Origin of the sequence: Asaia platycodi JCM 25414, from assembly GCF_000614545.1 — a bacterium.
GTDB classification, from domain to species: Bacteria; Pseudomonadota; Alphaproteobacteria; order Acetobacterales; family Acetobacteraceae; genus Asaia; species Asaia platycodi.
The window spans coordinates 40,271-55,729 of sequence record NZ_BAKW01000002.1 but is presented as its reverse complement, the minus strand read 5'-3'; the positions used below and the strand labels follow the sequence as shown (position 1 = coordinate 55,729).

The 15,459-nt window shown below is 61.0% G+C and carries 18 protein-coding genes and 1 pseudogene; 11 read left to right on the top strand and 8 right to left on the bottom strand.

Annotated elements, in window-relative coordinates; genetic code table 11:
- Window positions 1-5: 5 nt before the first annotated feature.
- Window positions 6-872 carry a DUF2272 domain-containing protein gene (locus JCM25414_RS02245; protein ID WP_051535654.1) on the bottom strand — a complete coding sequence of 289 codons (867 nt, stop codon included), beginning with the start codon at window positions 870-872 and terminating at the stop codon, window positions 6-8.
- Window positions 873-1,074: 202 nt separating this feature from the next.
- Complete coding sequence (gene mtnA / locus JCM25414_RS02240; RefSeq protein WP_025840587.1) at window positions 1,075-2,178, bottom strand: S-methyl-5-thioribose-1-phosphate isomerase; 1,104 nt, start codon at window positions 2,176-2,178, stop codon at window positions 1,075-1,077.
- Window positions 2,179-2,399: 221 nt separating this feature from the next.
- Here mtnA and JCM25414_RS02235 point away from each other — a divergent pair, with 221 nt between their 5' ends.
- From JCM25414_RS02235 to bioD, 8 genes are all read left to right on the top strand, one after another.
- The gene (locus tag JCM25414_RS02235) at window positions 2,400-3,032 is read left to right on the top strand and encodes an NUDIX hydrolase (protein ID WP_025840586.1); all 633 of its coding nucleotides are present in this window, start codon (window positions 2,400-2,402) and stop codon (window positions 3,030-3,032) included.
- A gap of 4 nt (window positions 3,033-3,036) precedes the next feature.
- The gene (locus tag JCM25414_RS24265) at window positions 3,037-3,663 is read left to right on the top strand and encodes a glycosyltransferase (RefSeq protein ID WP_242403277.1); all 627 of its coding nucleotides are present in this window, start codon (window positions 3,037-3,039) and stop codon (window positions 3,661-3,663) included.
- Window positions 3,579-4,115, top strand: coding sequence for a glycosyltransferase family 4 protein (locus JCM25414_RS24260; RefSeq protein WP_242403276.1), 537 nt, complete (start codon window positions 3,579-3,581; stop codon window positions 4,113-4,115). The genes JCM25414_RS24265 and JCM25414_RS24260 overlap by 85 nt, the downstream gene beginning before the upstream one ends.
- Window positions 4,116-4,196: 81 nt before the next feature.
- Window positions 4,197-4,625, top strand: a complete 429-nt coding sequence (locus JCM25414_RS02225; protein WP_025840585.1) for a hypothetical protein — start codon at window positions 4,197-4,199, stop codon at window positions 4,623-4,625.
- Window positions 4,626-4,860: 235 nt separating this feature from the next.
- Entirely contained in the window at window positions 4,861-5,667 is an 807-nt protein-coding gene (locus tag JCM25414_RS16270; RefSeq protein WP_051535638.1) for an SDR family NAD(P)-dependent oxidoreductase, read from the top strand.
- Window positions 5,668-5,698: 31 nt separating this feature from the next.
- Window positions 5,699-6,883 carry an aminotransferase class I/II-fold pyridoxal phosphate-dependent enzyme gene (locus JCM25414_RS02215; protein ID WP_025840584.1) on the top strand — a complete coding sequence of 395 codons (1,185 nt, stop codon included), beginning with the start codon at window positions 5,699-5,701 and terminating at the stop codon, window positions 6,881-6,883.
- Entirely contained in the window at window positions 6,880-7,512 is a 633-nt protein-coding gene (locus tag JCM25414_RS21245) for an alpha/beta fold hydrolase (RefSeq protein ID WP_025840583.1), read from the top strand. Before JCM25414_RS02215 ends, JCM25414_RS21245 begins: the two co-directional genes overlap by 4 nt.
- Window positions 7,509-8,894 carry a dethiobiotin synthase gene (bioD, locus tag JCM25414_RS02205; protein ID WP_025840582.1) on the top strand — a complete coding sequence of 462 codons (1,386 nt, stop codon included), beginning with the start codon at window positions 7,509-7,511 and terminating at the stop codon, window positions 8,892-8,894. Before JCM25414_RS21245 ends, bioD begins: the two co-directional genes overlap by 4 nt.
- Window positions 8,895-8,898: 4 nt before the next feature.
- On the opposite strand, the gene JCM25414_RS02200 is transcribed toward bioD, so the two are convergent.
- Complete coding sequence (locus tag JCM25414_RS02200; protein ID WP_025840581.1) at window positions 8,899-9,300, bottom strand: rhodanese-like domain-containing protein; 402 nt, start codon at window positions 9,298-9,300, stop codon at window positions 8,899-8,901.
- A 72-nt stretch (window positions 9,301-9,372) separates the two neighbouring features.
- On the opposite strand from JCM25414_RS02200, the gene JCM25414_RS02195 reads away from it, so the two are divergent.
- The 3 genes from JCM25414_RS02195 to JCM25414_RS02185 all read left to right on the top strand — a co-directional run bounded on the left by JCM25414_RS02195 (window position 9,373) and on the right by JCM25414_RS02185 (window position 12,773).
- Entirely contained in the window at window positions 9,373-10,428 is a 1,056-nt protein-coding gene (locus JCM25414_RS02195) for a cysteine synthase A (RefSeq protein WP_025840580.1), read from the top strand.
- A gap of 76 nt (window positions 10,429-10,504) precedes the next feature.
- Entirely contained in the window at window positions 10,505-11,224 is a 720-nt protein-coding gene (locus JCM25414_RS02190) for a response regulator (RefSeq protein ID WP_025840579.1), read from the top strand.
- Window positions 11,208-12,773: an ATP-binding protein gene (locus tag JCM25414_RS02185; protein ID WP_242403275.1), complete on the top strand. Its 1,566-nt coding sequence runs from the start codon at window positions 11,208-11,210 to the stop codon at window positions 12,771-12,773. The genes JCM25414_RS02190 and JCM25414_RS02185 overlap by 17 nt, the downstream gene beginning before the upstream one ends.
- A gap of 119 nt (window positions 12,774-12,892) precedes the next feature.
- Here the strand turns inward: JCM25414_RS02185 and JCM25414_RS16260 are convergent.
- From JCM25414_RS16260 to JCM25414_RS16250, 5 genes and pseudogenes are all read right to left on the bottom strand, one after another.
- A pseudogene (locus JCM25414_RS16260) lies at window positions 12,893-13,542 on the bottom strand (methionine ABC transporter permease).
- On the bottom strand, window positions 13,523-13,888 hold the full coding sequence (locus tag JCM25414_RS24255; protein ID WP_242403274.1) for a hypothetical protein: 366 nt from the start codon (window positions 13,886-13,888) through the stop codon (window positions 13,523-13,525). The pseudogene JCM25414_RS16260 and the gene JCM25414_RS24255 overlap by 20 nt, the downstream one beginning before the upstream one ends.
- Entirely contained in the window at window positions 13,876-14,553 is a 678-nt protein-coding gene (locus JCM25414_RS16255) for a methionine ABC transporter ATP-binding protein (protein WP_242403273.1), read from the bottom strand. The genes JCM25414_RS24255 and JCM25414_RS16255 overlap by 13 nt, the downstream gene beginning before the upstream one ends.
- Window positions 14,550-14,732: a MetQ/NlpA family ABC transporter substrate-binding protein gene (locus JCM25414_RS26340; RefSeq protein WP_277910945.1), complete on the bottom strand. Its 183-nt coding sequence runs from the start codon at window positions 14,730-14,732 to the stop codon at window positions 14,550-14,552. The genes JCM25414_RS16255 and JCM25414_RS26340 overlap by 4 nt, the downstream gene beginning before the upstream one ends.
- Window positions 14,678-15,364, bottom strand: coding sequence for a MetQ/NlpA family ABC transporter substrate-binding protein (locus tag JCM25414_RS16250; protein WP_277910944.1), 687 nt, complete (start codon window positions 15,362-15,364; stop codon window positions 14,678-14,680). Before JCM25414_RS16250 ends, JCM25414_RS26340 begins: the two co-directional genes overlap by 55 nt.
- Window positions 15,365-15,459: the final 95 nt, after the last annotated feature.

The following is a 15,459-nucleotide window of genomic DNA, read 5'->3' as shown; positions in this document are numbered from 1 at the left end:
CTGCCTTACTGGCCGCTATCGGGCTCGCGATCGGCATCATAGAGTACCTGAAGCACGGCGCACCAAGGATAGCGCGTATCGTAGAACTGCCCCTCCGATGTGGCCAGCGCGCCGTTCGAATCGGTCGGCACATGGGTGAGCGACACTGTATCGTCCACATTGCCACCGATAATGCTCAGCTCATTGCCGAAAGGCGGCGCATTCTGATGCGTTGCCACCACAATGCCGCAATGCGACGGAAAGCCATAGGAGGTCGGGAGCATGGCAAAGGTCACGCTGCGGCTCTTGCCTCGACCCACGCAAAGCAGGTCGCCAAGCTGCGGCACATAGGTTTTTGGGTCCTGAGCGCGTAGCCCGGTCGACTGGCCCGAAGCGGCGGCGTTGATATAGGTCGAGTGGTTGGGCGAATAGGGAAAGCGGTTATTCGCTCCGGCCACGCGCATCACATAAGAGATGAACGCGGCAGACCAGGCGTAATGCCCGTCGTTTTCAGGACGGAAGAGCTGGCCGTCGGCATTGTATTTACCGCTCCACGAGACTTCGGTCTCATAGGGGTCCTGACCGATCCACCAATATTCACCCACGCGCTGCCACAAACCGGGAATACGCTCCGGCTTGAGCGACGGGACACTGGCGTCGGGGCGTTCTTCCGGGTCGTCATCGCTCACCGGCATGCCGAACATCCGCCACTCACGCATGGCGATCGCCACGACATCCTGACGATTGAAGGGTACAAAATTGCGCGAGGCAAAATCGGGGACATGCCCGTCATAGCCATAGGCCCCGGTTCGGCCATTGGCATATTGCGCCAGCGGCGTCTGCGCCGCGCCCCGCGCGACGGGCGGGGTCGTTGACGAACATCCTGAAAGCATCAGAGCCGACCCGCCAGCCAGCACGAGGCCGAGCGTCGAAACGGATCGATGCGATCGTGTTGATGATGAAGAAGTCAGCCCGGCGCCCATGATTTGTTCCTATTCCTCAAACGCATAACGAGCGCCAAACAGCGCCGGTTCATGAAAACGAGATAGGAACGAGAGCGGCCCTTCGGTCAAGTGCCGCCCTCTTCACACCATGTCAGCCTGCCAGATCGGGAAACAGGGTAGCCAGACCTTCGGCACTGGCATCGCAACGCCCGCGCTCGGTGAGAAGCCCCGAGACCAGCCGGGCCGGAGTCACATCGAATGCCGGATTGGCGGCCTTCGTGCCCTGCGGCGTGACACGCAGACGCGCTGCCTGCCCCTGCTCGTCGAGGCCGTGCACATAAGTCACTTCCTCACCCGAGCGCTCCTCGATCGGAATTTCCTTCACGCCATCGGTAACACGCCAGTCGATGGTGGAAGAGGGCAGCGCCACCCAGAACGGCACATCGTTATCCTGTGCCGCAAGCGCCTTGAGATAGGTGCCGATCTTGTTGGCGACATCGCCCTGACGTGTGACGCGATCAGTGCCCACGATCACCAGATCGACCTCGCCATGCTGCATCAGATGGCCGCCCGCATTATCGGCCACCAGCGTATGCGGCACGCCATGCGCGCCCAGCTCCCACGCGGTGAGCAAGGCGCCCTGGTTGCGCGGGCGGGTCTCGTCCACCCAGACATGGACCGGCAGACCGGCATCATGCGCCATATAGATGGGGGCCAGAGCGGTGCCCCAGTCGACAGTCGCAATCCAGCCTGCATTGCAATGAGTCAGGATATTCAGACGCCCCTGGCCGGGGCGGCGCTTTTCCCAGAGGGTGCGAAACAGCTCCAGTCCATGACGCCCGATGGATTCATTGACCTGCACGTCTTCATTGCAGATCGCATCGGCCTCTTCATAGGCAGCAGCCACGCGTGAGTCGGGAGCAACCGGGCGGAGATGAGCGACCATGCGCTCGATGGCCCAGCGCAGATTGATGGCAGTCGGGCGCGTCTCGACCAGCATAGCAGCAGCCTCGGTCAGCCCTTTGTCCGACGCGTCCTTCTGCAATGCAAAAGCGAGCCCATAGGCAGCGACGGCACCAATCAGCGGCGCGCCGCGCACCTGCATGCTGCGTATGGCATGCGCTACCTGCGCCTCGTCGCGCAGCGCAAGAATATCGAGTGTCCAGGGCAGTTTCGTCTGGTCGAAAATATGCACCAGCTTGGGGTCATGTGCGTCGCGCCAGACGCTGCGATAGGGCGTGCCGTTGATTTTCACGTGAATATCCGTCTTTCGGGCGTCAGGATCAGAGGGCTCTCATGTGGCAAATAAGGGGGCAGGACTCAAGTTATCTGCACGTTCTTTCCTGTTCTGCGCGCAAAGTCTTCATGGTTCTGACATGAGACGCGTGCGCTCAGAACACATCGCGGAGGCCGGGAGAGTGTTTTACGACTGCACCGATCCGGTCTATATTGAGACTTGAGTAGAAGGACCTCGGGATGAGCGCACCGCAATGGCTGGTTTGGGCAAGGGACGTACAGGCAATCGCCCAGAATGGTCTCACCTTCTGCCAGAATCCCTATGATCGTGAACGCTACGAACAGCTCCGCCTGCTTTCATCGAACATGCTTGCCGCCCTGAGCGACACGACACCCGAGCCCGTTATGGCGCTTCTGGAAAACGAGCGCGGCTATGCGACGCCCAAGATCGACGTGCGCGGCGCCGTTTTCAACGAAAAAGGTGAGATCCTGATGGTGCGCGAGGCGATCGATCAGGACCGCTGGACGCTGCCTGGAGGCTGGGCCGAAGTGAATCTCACTACAGCCCAGAACACGCTCAAGGAAGTGCTGGAGGAGAGTGGCTATACCGCCGAAATCGTCAAGCTGGCCGCGCTATGGGACCGTGATAAACAGGGTCACCCGCCCGATCTCTTCAGCTGCGCCAAAGTCTTTTATGTCTGTCGCCTGACAGGGGGCACGGCAACGATCGATAATCTTGAAACCTCCGGCATCGGCTGGTTCGATCGAAACGCGTTGCCGACCGATCTCTCTCTCGGTCGCCTCCAGCCGCATCAGCTCACACGCATGTTCGATCATTACGATCGCCCCGAACTGGCGACGGATTACGACTGACACCATGAGAGTTCTGACTGTTCTCCCCCGCCGGGAAGGCTATGCGCCAGACCGGGCGGGCGCCATCGCTCTTCTGGTGTCGCGTCTCGCCACACCCGACGATATCGTCATCGGCACCGAGGTCACGGGCACGCCTTTGCCGGGCGGGCAGTTTTTCGCCATTACCGAACCAGGGGGGCTGCATCGCTGGAGACGCGACGGCACGCGCTATCGCATCGCCTGCCAGCGCGAGATCCGTCGGCACAAGCCCGATCTCATCGAGGTGCATAACCGCCCTGCCCTCGCGAATGCCCTGAGCCGGTGCGGTATTCCCGTTCATCTCATCCTGCATAACGACCCGCAGGACATGCACGGCGCCAAACGTCCCCGCCAGAGACAGGAATTGATGCAGCGTGTGCGCGTCTTCACTGTCTCTTTCTGGCTGCGCCGCCGGTTTCTGGAAGATCTGGATGACGGCCCCGTCACGGTCATGCCGAACTGCTCGATCTTTCGGCCCTGCCCGAGCCGCCGGCAGAACGCTCGAAGCTTGTTCTGTTTGCCGGGCGCATGGTGTCCGACAAGGGCGCCGATGCGTTTGTGCGCGCCTGGGCGGCCATCAGCGCACAGGCGCCGGAATGGCGTGCGATCATGATCGGTGCCGACCGGTTTCGCTTCAATTCGCCCCGCACGACCTTCGTCGATCGGGTCGAAGCCAATGCCCGTGCAGCGGGTATCACGCTGTGCGGCTATCAGATGCATCATCAGGTACTCGAAGCCATGGCTGCTGCCTCGATCGTGGTGGTGCCGAGCCGCTGGCCCGAACCTTTCGGCCTGACCGCACTCGAAGCCATGGCCAGCGGCGCTGCGGTGATTGCCTCACCTCGTGGGGGCTTGCCGGAAGTGGTCGGAGATGCGGCCCTTCTCGCCCTGCCCGATGACGGCGATGCTCTTGAGCGCGCGCTGCTGCGCTTGATCGGCGACCCGGCACTCAGGGCGGAATACATGGCCCGTGGGCGCGAACAGGCGCGAAAATTTGATCTCGTCACAGCACGCCAGTTGCTGCAGAAAATGCGTGAGCGTTCGATCAAGAACCGGAAATCTTGATAGAAATCTGTCTTTTACGCCGCATATTCGACACATTGAGATCATCTAAAATACGCCATCAGTATTTATTAGAGAGGCATCATGACCAACACTCGTTTTTTCTCCGCCATGACGCTGGCAACTCTGCTTTCCATCCCATTGGCCCATGCACAGACTTCGGGGTGCAATAACAATACTTCCAGAACCGATATGATTGGCCGCCTGGCCAATAAGGAAAACTGCCTGAATCAGCGCGCAGAGAACTGGCAGCAGAAAAATCGCGACGCCTCGGCGGCACGCCAGAAGAAGATCGATGATCTGCGCGACAAATACACCAACGCTCCGGAGCGGGAGCGCGAGAAAATTCAGGGCAAGATTGACGATCAGAAGAACAAACTGAACCAGCTCACACAGGATCGCACGCAGAAAATCGATCAGCTCCGTGCGGATCAGAAGGCACAACACGAGCGTATGAAGGCGCTTTCTGACAAGACGAAGCAGGATTTTCGTAATTTCGGCCGTCTGAACTGATCGCCTCAATCTCTTGTTCCGAACCGGAGCCCTCTGCGCCGACAGGTCAGAGGGCAAGAGAAACTGAGATTAAAAAAGACTAAGTCGTACCGAATTCGCATGTCTCAAGCCGAATTTCAGGGGTAAGACGAAACGTATGACGGTTTCCTCCCCCCTGCCGGGCACTCCTCTCGCGGCTTCTTTCCCTCGCGAGACCGGACATAGCCTGAATGCTTTATCCCGGAATCGGAAGCGCGTGGTTCTGACCGGTGCGTCGGGAGGGATTGGCATCCTGATCGCGAAGCGTCTGCTGGCCCTGGACTATCAGGTTATCGCTCTCTGCCGTTCTGCTCCGCCAATCGAGCACGATGGCTTCATGCATCTCCCCTGCGATCTCGGCTCACCCGACGCGCTGGATAAGGCGTCTGCTCTGATTGGCGAAAGCCGCGAACCTGTTTTTGCCGTTATTCATTGTGCAGGCACGATCGCGCCATCACCGGTCGCCCAGACCGATGAGCGCGCCATAGCCGATCAGATCGCGCTTAATCTGAGCGCTCCGGTTCTACTGACACGATTGATGCTGCCTTTGATGCAGACGGTCGATGGTCCGGAGAAGAGCCGTATTGTTTTCGTCAACTCGATGGCGGCCGTCATGCCGCTGGCCGACAGTGCCGTCTATGCTGCCGCAAAGGCCGGGCTGCGCAGTTTTGCCCTGTCACTCGCCCAGGAAATTCGTCCACGCGGCATTCTGGTCAGTTCCGTTTTTCCCGGCGCCGTACAGACCGATATGCTCATCCGCGAGATGCAGCAGGGCGGATCGATGCTGAACTATGTCAGCACGCCGCTCGATCCCGATCTGGTCGCCAAGGCCGTAACGGATCAGCTCACCCGGCACCGGGAGGAGCGGTTTCTGCCCGCCATCGATGCATTTTCGGGCGGTTCTGCATGCTGGCACCCTGCCTGCTACGGCTCTCCCTGCCGTTGCTCAGCCTTCTTGGGCGGCGCGGCTATCGCAAGGCCATGGGGCGTTGAGGCAGCACAGGGCGTCATAACGCGCAATTGACAAGGGCGGGTCACGACGGCAGGGACAGGGCATGACGCGTTTCGATCCGCTTCTCAGACAGGCCCTCGACTCTCTTGAGGCACGCGCCCTGCGCCGTCGATTACGCTCCCTGCAACGCACGCCCGATCAGGTACTGCGTAACGGGCAGGCCATTCTCGATTTCTCGTCCAATGACTATCTCGGCCTCTCGGGCCACGAATTGCTACGCACGCGTGCCGCAGACTGGGCCATGCGCCACGGCACCGGAGCGCGCGCCTCGCGACTGGTTTCCGGCACGCTCGACCTTCATGAGCAGGTCGAAACGCGTCTGGCCCGGTTCAAGGGCACCGAAGCCGCGCTTCTTTTCGCGTCGGGCTGGCAGGCCAATGCGTCAGTCCTGCCTGCGCTGTTCCGCCTCGCCAAAGAGCAGACCGGCGAGATACCGCTCGTTTTCTGCGACAAGCTCAATCATGCCAGCATGCACCAGGGCTGCGCTGCGTCAGGCATCAAGCAGATCCGGTTTCGTCATAATGACCTCGACCATCTCGAAACTTTGCTCAAGCGTCATGCCGATCTGCCGGGTATGCGCTTCATCCTGACGGAAAGCGTGTTTTCGATGGATGGCGACACTGCCGATATTGCCGCGCTTTCGGCTCTCGCAAAGCGTTATGACGCTTTTTTCTATCTGGATGAAGCTCATGCGACCGGGGTGCTCGGTCCGCAGGGGCGCGGCCTCTCCCACGGCCACGAAGTCGATCTCGTGATGGGCACGTTCAGCAAGGCACTTGGCGGCATGGGAGCCTATATCGTCGGATCGCGTGCGCTCTGCGACTGGCTCATCACGACGAGTTCGGGCTTCATTTACAGCACCGCGCCATCGCCCCCGATGCTGGGCGCAATGGATGCCGCGCTTGAACTCGTGCCCGGTCTCGACCCGCAACGACAGGCGCTTCAACAGAACGCCCTGCGGCTGCGCGAGAGACTGAACAGCGCCGGAATCGATACGGGGCTGTCGACCACCCAGATCGTCCCCGTCATTCTCGGCGATGAAACAGCGACGCTCGCTGTCGCAAGCAGGCTGGAGCAACAGGGACTTCTGACCATTGCGATCAGGCCCCCCACTGTGCCGCCCGGCTCAGCCAGGCTGCGTCTGGCCCTCAGCGCCACCCATGACTGCGCAGCCGTCGAGCGTCTGGCCGAGGCTGTCGTTGCAGCCAGACAGCAAATCCCGGCATGAGACTCGTCTTCGCTCATGGCTGGAGCTTCGACGCAGCCTTCTGGCGCCCCCTCTATCAGGCCCTGGGCCAGCCTGACGCCGTGTTTGTGGAACGTGGTTATGGCGGCGCTCCTGCTGTCACGGCGTTGCCTGAAGACCCGTTTTTCCTGATCGGCCACTCCGCCGGGGTGCTCTGGGCGCTGACCCGCCACCTACCCCGATGCCGGGGAATCATCGCCTTGAATGGCTTCTCACGCTTCAGCCAGTCGGAGGATTTCGCACCGGGCATTCCGAAACGGGTACTCGCACGCATGCGCAGCCGCCTCGCCAGCGCGGCGGAAGAAACCGTCACGCAGTTCAGGCAGCAATTCGAGCCTTTCCTTCCTTGCGATACCGCGCTCGATAAACGGGTGCTCGAAACCGGGCTGACCGACCTCCTCGAAGCGGACGGACGCGAGGCCGCGCGTCAATGGGGTCGCGCCCTGACCGCCATCCATGGCGCACAGGACGAGCTGGTGTCGACAGCCATGCATGAAGCCAGCTTTCCCGAAGCGACGCGTCACGTGATGGAAGGCGGGCATCTCCTGCCAGTCACCGCGCCTCACGCCTGCGCCGACCTTATTGCCGAGATCCTGAAAGCGGCCTCATGACCGACGCACGCAGCACAATTGCGTCGCGATTCGACGGCGCCGATTTCTATGACAGGGCAGCGCGCGTGCAGGCCATCGCCGCATCCGCCCTCGCCGACAAGCTGGCGTCGCTCTATGCGGATCGCCGCGCGCCAAAGCGCATTCTCGAACTCGGCTGCGGAACGGGGATACTGACTCGCGCCCTGCGCAGGCTTTTCCCGCATGTGCAGATCACGGCAATCGATCTTTCTCCGCGGATGGTCGAACGTACCCGTCAAACCGTGCCGGATGCGGTATTTCACGTGATGGACGCCGAGACGCCGACGCTGGATGGCCCTTTCGACCTGATCTGCTCCAGCTTCTGCCTGCAATGGTTTACCGATCGGCAGGCAGCGTTTCGACGTCTGGGCCAGTTGCTGGCGCCGGGCGGCAGGATCGAGGTCACGACGCTTGCGCGCGGCAGCTTCGCCCAATGGCGCAATTCCTGCGAGGCACTCGGTCTTCCCTGCGGCTTTCCAGATTATCCGACGCTCGACAACTTGCAGGCCGAATGGCCCCCAACGCTTCGGGGCCAATGGCGTATCACGACGCTAAGCGACCCGGTCGGGTCGGCGCGGCAGTTTCTGCTCGATCTGAAAGCGATTGGCGCGACCGCCCCCAGAACCGGCAGCACGCCTCTGCCCGCACGCGATCTGCGTCGGGTCATGGAGCATTTCGACAGGAACGCAGACAGCATGGATTATCAGGTCGCTTTCGGCTCTGCCGTGAAACAGCCGCAGTTTTTCGTTACCGGCACCGACACAGGTATCGGCAAGACCCTCGTCTCTGCCATTCTCACCAAAGCGCTCGGAGCCACCTACTGGAAACCCTTCCAGACCGGACTGAGTGAAGAAGCCGGCGACACGGCAAGTGTGATCACACTGGCGGGGCTGACGCCGGAGCGTATCATCTCTCCGGCCTATGCCTTTCAGGCTCCGCTTTCACCTCAGGACGCGGGCGCGCTCGAAAATGTAACGGTCGCACTCGACAGACTTGCGCTGCCCGACACCAACACGCCTCTGGTCGTGGAAGGTGCAGGCGGGCTGATGGTGCCGCTCAATGATGACACGCTGCTGATCGACTGGCTGGCCGGGATCGATCTTCCGGTCATTCTTGTTTGTCGCAGCGGACTCGGCACCATCAATCACACGCTGCTCAGCCTCGCCGCCCTGCGTGAGCGTGGCATCGTCGTGGCAGGTATTGTGATGAGCGGGACACCGAATGCGGGCAATCGCGCCGCAATCGAACGCTTCGGCAACGTCAGCGTGCTGGCCGAAATCCCGCTTCTCGATGATGTCACGCCAGAGCGTGTCGCCATCGAGGCCGAAAAACTCGTCAGAGTGCTGCGTCTACAGGGGTATTGAGGGCTCAACCGGGAAAGAACAGCGGCAGATCCTGAAACTGCCAGCCGCAGACACGCCCACGCTGTCCCGTAGCATCAGGCGGGCCTTCATAACCTTCAACGATATTGACGCTTTTCTCATAACCGAGATGAGCAGCAAGCTCCGCCGTCTGCTGCGAGCGCACGCCAGAGCGGCAGAGAAACAATATCGGGGTCGTCAGAGAGGGCACCGCGTCGCGAAGCGCCTGAGCAAACCCGGCGGCATCATAAGGGTCCCAGCTCAATGCGATCACTTCCTTGTCGAGCGTGCTCAGATTGGGCAGGCCGACCGTCTGCCACTCATTGGGCGTGCGTACATCGACCAGAACTGCCTCCCTGTCGGCGCCCAGAACTTCCCATGCCTGGCGCGCTGAAATACAGTCGACCATCGTTTTTCCTCATTTATTTTACATGTCGCGACGTTAAACTCTCAAACCGCAGACGTATAGGATGGAATGCAGATGACCACGCAGACCCCGAATTCTCCGCTTTTCTCGGGCAAAGCTCCCGGATGGCAGAGCCCTTCCAACGGCATGATCGGCGCGATCGGGGGCACCCCACTCATCCGTCTGAAGCTCGCCTCCGAAGCGACGGGCTGCGACATCTACGGTAAGGCGGAATTCATGAATCCGGGTGGCTCGGTCAAGGACCGGGCGGCGCTCGCAATCATTCTCGACGCCGAATCACGCGGCACGCTCAAGCCGGGCGGCGTGATTGTGGAAGGCACAGCGGGCAATACCGGCATCGGGCTTACCCTCGTGGCCAAGGCACGCGGCTACCGCACCATCATCGTCATGCCTGAGACGCAGAGTCAGGAGAAAATCGACTTCCTGCGCATGATCGGCGCCGATCTGCGTCTGGTGCCTGCCAAGCCGTTCCGCGATCCGGGCAATTACGTTCATGTGTCGCGCCGCATCGCCGAAGAAACCGAGAATGCCGTCTGGGCCAACCAGTTCGATAACACCGCCAATCGCGAGGGCCATCGCGCCACCACGGCGCTCGAAATCTGGAACCAGCTCGACGGGAAGGTCGATGCCTTCACTTGCGCCTGCGGCACAGGCGGCACGCTGGCTGGCGTTGCTCTTGGCCTGGGCGAACTGGCAGAAAAAGCGGGCCGCAAGCGCCCCGAAATCGTTCTGGCCGATCCTGAAGGGTCGGGGCTTTATGGGTGGGTCAAATCAAACGATCTCAGCGTTTCGGGCGGTTCGATCACCGAAGGCATCGGGCAGTCGCGCGTGACGGGCAATCTGGAGGGGATCACCATAGATGATGCCGAGCGCATTCCCGATGCCGAGGCGCTGGAGCAGATTTTCTCGCTGCAGGATCGTGAGGGTATCTCGCTCGGCGGCTCAGCCGGAATCAACGTGGCTGCCGCGATTCGCGTGGCAAAACGACTCGGACAGGGGCATCGGATTGTAACAATCCTCTGCGATGGCGGTGCGCGTTATCAGTCCAAGATCTTCAATCCGTCCTTTCTGCGGGCGAAAAACCTTCCGACCCCTCCCTGGCTCGATTGAGACAGGGTTTCGCAACTTGTGACGGAGTGAAACACCCCCTTGTGGCGCGAGAGCGATTCGGACCAATGTTACATTTATGGATACGAACCCGCACCTTCTGATCGTTGATGATGACCGCGAGATCCGAGAGCTGCTCTGCCGCTTTCTGGAGCGCAACCATTTCCGCGTGACAGCCGCACGCGACGGGCGCGAAGCCCGACGCGCTTGGGCTGCCGGCCATTATCAGCTGGTGGTGCTGGACCTTATGCTGCCGGGCGAAAGCGGGCTGGATATCGCCCGCTGGCTGCGCAGTCAGGATAATGTACCCATCATCATGCTGACCGCCATGAGCGATGAAACAGACCGCATCATCGGCCTCGAATTCGGCGCTGATGACTATGTGGCCAAGCCCTTCAACCCGCGAGAATTACTGGCACGTATCCGTGCCGTTCTGCGCCGCACGGCCGATAGTTCGGACAAAAAGCTTTCTGCCGATTCCCGCACGATCCGCTTTTCGGGCTGGACTCTGGAACCGGCCCGTCGCCGCCTGCTCAACCCTGAAGGCGCCGAGATTCCGTTGACCGGCGGCGAGTACGACATGCTTCTGGCGTTTCTGGAGCGTGCCAACCGTGTTCTGACCCGCGACATGCTGCTCGAATTGCTGCGTGGCCGGCAGGCCGGTCCGTTTGATCGTGCCATCGACGTGGCCGTCAGTCGCCTGCGCCGCAAGCTGGAGGATGACGGGCGCAACGCGCAGATGATCAAGACTGTGCGCGGCGGTGGCTATGTTCTCGCCGCCGATGTCGAACGCCTCTAACGCTGTGATGCATCTGCTGCCGCGCTCGCTGAGAGCGCGCACCAATCTGCTTCTGATCGCGGGGCTCTGCGTGGTTCAGGCCGCCGGCCTGACTATTCACGCCCTTGATCACCTCAATATCGCCGATAGGGCCGAGATGCATGAGAACGAGCATCACGCCTTTTCGATCTATCATACTCTGGTCGAGCTACCCCCTTCCGACCGCGAGGCCGGCCTAGCCGCGATCGAGGTGCCGTCGAACTTCAAGATCATTTTCGACAACAAGCCCGATACCCATCTTCCCGGTGCTTTCATTCCGCTCCCCTTCGGCATGAACCCGATGATGCGCGGCGGACCGCCCGGCGGACAGGAAGAACCCAATTTCGGTGGACCTCCCCCTGGCGGCGGTCCCGGTGATTTTCCGGGTGGTGAAGGCCATCCGCCATTCCCCTTCGAAGGCGGCGCGCCCCCTTCGAGTGGTGGTGAGAGTTTTCCCTCCGAAGAGCGGCGAAACCAGGGTTTCATGCCACCGCCACTGGCGGGTATCGGCATGCTACCTGCGAGGCTGCGCCCCGAGCGAGTCATTATCGGCCACAAGCCCAGCACGCGGCATTATGCCCTGTCTTTCCAGATGCCCGACGATCATCGCTGGCTGGTCATGAGCTACACGGTGCGGCCACCCAATCCGTTCGGCTCGCCCACTTTCATGATCTCCTTCGCCCTCATGACTATCTGCGGTGGCGGGCTCATTCTGTGGGGCTCGCATCGCCTTATCGCGCCTGTCGCAACGCTGGCCAATGCGGCCACGGCGCTTGGGCGCAACGTACACGCCCAGCCTTTGCCTGAAGCTGGCCCGACCGAAATCCGTCAGGCAGCCGTCGCCTTCAACACCATGGCTGCCCGCATCCGGCGTTTCGTGACCGACCGCACACTCATGTTGACAGCCATCGGTCATGATCTGCGTACCCCGATTACCCGCCTGAAGCTGCGCGCTGAGTTCATCGACGATGACGAATTGCGCGACAAGTTTCTGGCCGATCTGGACGAAATGGAGAGCATGGTCGCCGCCACCCTCGCCTTCGGCCGCGACAGCTCGACACTGGAGCCGATGACCGCGCTCGATCTGAGCGCCATGCTGCAGACAGTCGCCGACGAAGCCGCCGAGGCACGCCCCGATCTTGCCGAAGACGTCAGCTATGAGCCGCCACAGGCGCCCATCCGCATCAAGGCGCGCTCTCTGGCCCTGAAACGCGCCCTGACCAATCTGGTGATGAATGCCCTGAAATATGGCGGCTCGGTCTCGATCAGCGTCGCCTGCGTGCGCGGGCCCGATCAGGAAAAATCCGTCTGCATCCGCATAGATGACAGTGGCCCCGGCCTGCCGCCGGAAGATCTCGAACGCATGTTCGAACCCTTTGTCCGCGCCGAAACCAGCCGCAACCGCGAAACCGGCGGTACCGGGCTGGGCCTTGCCATCGCCCGCTCCACCCTGCGCGGTCAGGGCGGTGACGTCACGCTGAGCAACCGCACTGAAGGCGGCCTACGGGCAAGCGTCATTCTGCCGATTTAACGTGTCTCGGGCTCTGCCCGAACCCGGCAGGGACCTCGGCCCCTGCACCCCGCTTCAACACAGACAAAGCGAGTCCAGAGGCAAGCCTCTGGCGGGGTTTGGGGCAGAGCCCCATCTACCTATCGTCGCACAGCTCTGACAGCGAGCGTTCCGGCCCCCTGAATCACGCCCACGAGCAAAATCAGCACCGCAACCACAGCTAACATGATGGTCGTGTTGAAGCGTTGATAGCCGTAGCGAATGGCGAGGTCGCCCAACCCACCGGCGCCTATGGCGCCTGCCATGGCAGAGGCTCCGACGAGGGTGATGGCGGTAACGGTCAGACCGGAGAGGAGGCCGGGCAGCGCTTCGGGGATAAGGACGTAACGAATGACCATCCAGCGTGTGCCACCCATGACGCGCACGGCCTCGATGAGACCCGGCTCGATCTCCTGCAGCGAGATTTCGGCAATACGCGCGTAATAGGGAATGGCTGCAATCGAGAGCGGTACGATAGCGGCAAGGGTGCCGAGCGACGTGCCTGCGATGAAGCGCGTGACGGGAATCAGCAGCACCAGCAGAATAATGAACGGAATGGCGCGGATACGTCGATCACCCAGCCGATGGGGCGCCCCAGCCAGGGCAGGTCATAAAGATCGACGCGGCGGGTCGCGATCATGAGTACTGCCAGAGGCAGGCCGAAGAGCACAGCGATGAAGCTCGACGCTGCGACCATCTCGACGGTCTGAAGCGTCGATTCAGCAATAAGTCTAGCGATCAGACGGTACATAACCGAGCACCTCCATCACATGGGTCTGCTGATCGAGAAACGCACCGAGAGGCTCGGTCACGGGGGCAGAAAATGCCAGGATCATGTCGGTCAGGAGATCGCCTCCGCAAGAGAGGGTGCCGCCCTGAACCAGCGTGATTTGCTGATCGAATTTCGTGGTGAGAAGAGAGAGAAAAGGCATTTTCGCGACCTCAGGGCCAAGCACGATCCGCATGAGCGTCAGACCGCCCTGAATGGGATCAGCGCTGAGCTGGTGCCTGATCGATTCAGGCAAAATAGGTCGCGTATCAGCCAGCAACCGCTCAAGCCTTGGATCGCCCCGGCTGTCACGCATCAGCGTGGCCATGCTGCCGTTCTCGATGAGCGCACCGTGTCGAGCACCAGAACGCGATGGGCGAAACGCCTCACAACTTCCATCTCATGGGTAATGAGAATGATGGTGAGGCCGAGCGTGCGATTGATATCGGCCAGCAGTTCCAGAATGGAGGCGGTCGTATGCGGATCGAGCGCAGAAGTCGCCTCGTCGCAAAGCAGCAGCGACGGCGAATTGGCAATGGCACGCGCAATCCCGACACGCTGTTTCTGACCGCCTGAGAGATGGGACGGGCGCTTGTGACCGTGTTTCTCAAGCCCGACGAGAATCAGCAATTCCTCGACGCGTTCGGCGATACGGGCTTTTGACCAGCCGGCGATTTCGAGTGGCAAAGCAATATTGGCAGCCACCGAGCGGGAATTTAGCAGATTGAAGTGCTGAAAAACCAGCCCGACCTGTCGACGCGCGGCTACAAGCTCGCGCTCGGAAAGCTGCGTGAGATCGGCACCATCGAGCAGGATGCGCCCTTCGGTTGGGCGTTCGAGCGCGCAAAGGCAGCGCAGAAGCGTAGACTTGCCCGCTCCCGAGCTGCCGATCACCCCGACGATCTCGCCCTTCTCAACCTGAAAACTGACAGCACTCAGCGCGGTCTGCGACCCGAAACGGCAGGAGAGATCCGAAACGTCTAGAAGACTCATGGAAAGGCAGGAATCACGGTATTGGCGTAAACATCGATCAGAGCCTGACGGATATTCGGCTGCTGATAGGCGCTCACCAACGGCTTGACCCAGGGTGCCTGGGAATCGTCGCTATTGACGGCAATCACGCAGATATAGGGGTTATCCTTGACCCCTTCACGGGCCAGACGCTCATGCACGACATCAACCCGGCCTTATGCGCCCAGTCGGTATTGACCACAGCGGCATCAAGATCTGGCAGCGCACGCCCCACCACACCGGCATCCAGCTCACGTATGGTGAAATCATGCGGGTTCTCGGTGATGTCGAGCGGTGTAGGCAGCAGGCCAGCCGAGGGCGAGAGCTTGATGAAGCCGAGCGACTGGAGCAGCAGGAGCGCACGCCCCTCATTGCTGGGGTCGTTCGGCACACCGATCACCGCGCCTTTCGGCAGGGTGGCAAGCGTTTTCCATTTGCGCGAATACAGCCCGATCGGCGCGACATAGGTATTGCCCACAGGCACGATCTTGAACCCGTGACCCTCGTTCTGGGCCTTGAGGAAAGGCATGTGCTGGAACGAGTTTGCGTCAAGATCATGCGACGCGAGCGCTTCGTCCGGCGTCGAATAATCGGAAAACGTGACGATCTTGAGCGTCAGGCCGGATTTCTGCGCGTTCTGACTGACAAGACGCCAGATATCCTCATCTTCCCCCGCCATGATACCGACGCGGATAGGCTTGTCGGCCGCGCGGGCAGAGCGCAGCCCCAGTGCCATAGGCGTAGCAAGAAGCGTGGACAACACCGTACGACGCGGCAGCGAAGCGAAGGACATGAGAGAGACACCCGGTTCCTGGCGCGAGGCAGGAGATTAAACGATCAATGATCGTTATTATAACCAGTCTCGACGCATTCAACGATTTCTGTGTG

Coding starts and splice junctions, on each gene's coding strand:
- JCM25414_RS02245 (WP_051535654.1), bottom strand. CDS start 872: ATGCTTTCAGGATGTTCGTCAACGACCCCGCCCGTCGCGCGGGGCGCG.
- JCM25414_RS02235 (WP_025840586.1), top strand. CDS start 2,400: ATGAGCGCACCGCAATGGCTGGTTTGGGCAAGGGACGTACAGGCAATC.
- JCM25414_RS24265 (WP_242403277.1), top strand. CDS start 3,037: ATGAGAGTTCTGACTGTTCTCCCCCGCCGGGAAGGCTATGCGCCAGAC.
- JCM25414_RS24260 (WP_242403276.1), top strand. CDS start 3,579: ATGGTGTCCGACAAGGGCGCCGATGCGTTTGTGCGCGCCTGGGCGGCC.
- JCM25414_RS02225 (WP_025840585.1), top strand. CDS start 4,197: ATGACCAACACTCGTTTTTTCTCCGCCATGACGCTGGCAACTCTGCTT.
- JCM25414_RS02215 (WP_025840584.1), top strand. CDS start 5,699: ATGACGCGTTTCGATCCGCTTCTCAGACAGGCCCTCGACTCTCTTGAG.
- JCM25414_RS21245 (WP_025840583.1), top strand. CDS start 6,880: ATGAGACTCGTCTTCGCTCATGGCTGGAGCTTCGACGCAGCCTTCTGG.
- bioD (WP_025840582.1), top strand. CDS start 7,509: ATGACCGACGCACGCAGCACAATTGCGTCGCGATTCGACGGCGCCGAT.
- JCM25414_RS02200 (WP_025840581.1), bottom strand. CDS start 9,300: ATGGTCGACTGTATTTCAGCGCGCCAGGCATGGGAAGTTCTGGGCGCC.
- JCM25414_RS02195 (WP_025840580.1), top strand. CDS start 9,373: ATGACCACGCAGACCCCGAATTCTCCGCTTTTCTCGGGCAAAGCTCCC.
- JCM25414_RS02190 (WP_025840579.1), top strand. CDS start 10,505: ATGGATACGAACCCGCACCTTCTGATCGTTGATGATGACCGCGAGATC.
- JCM25414_RS02185 (WP_242403275.1), top strand. CDS start 11,208: ATGTCGAACGCCTCTAACGCTGTGATGCATCTGCTGCCGCGCTCGCTG.
- JCM25414_RS24255 (WP_242403274.1), bottom strand. CDS start 13,888: ATGGCCACGCTGATGCGTGACAGCCGGGGCGATCCAAGGCTTGAGCGG.
- JCM25414_RS16255 (WP_242403273.1), bottom strand. CDS start 14,553: ATGAGTCTTCTAGACGTTTCGGATCTCTCCTGCCGTTTCGGGTCGCAG.
- JCM25414_RS16250 (WP_277910944.1), bottom strand. CDS start 15,364: ATGTCCTTCGCTTCGCTGCCGCGTCGTACGGTGTTGTCCACGCTTCTT.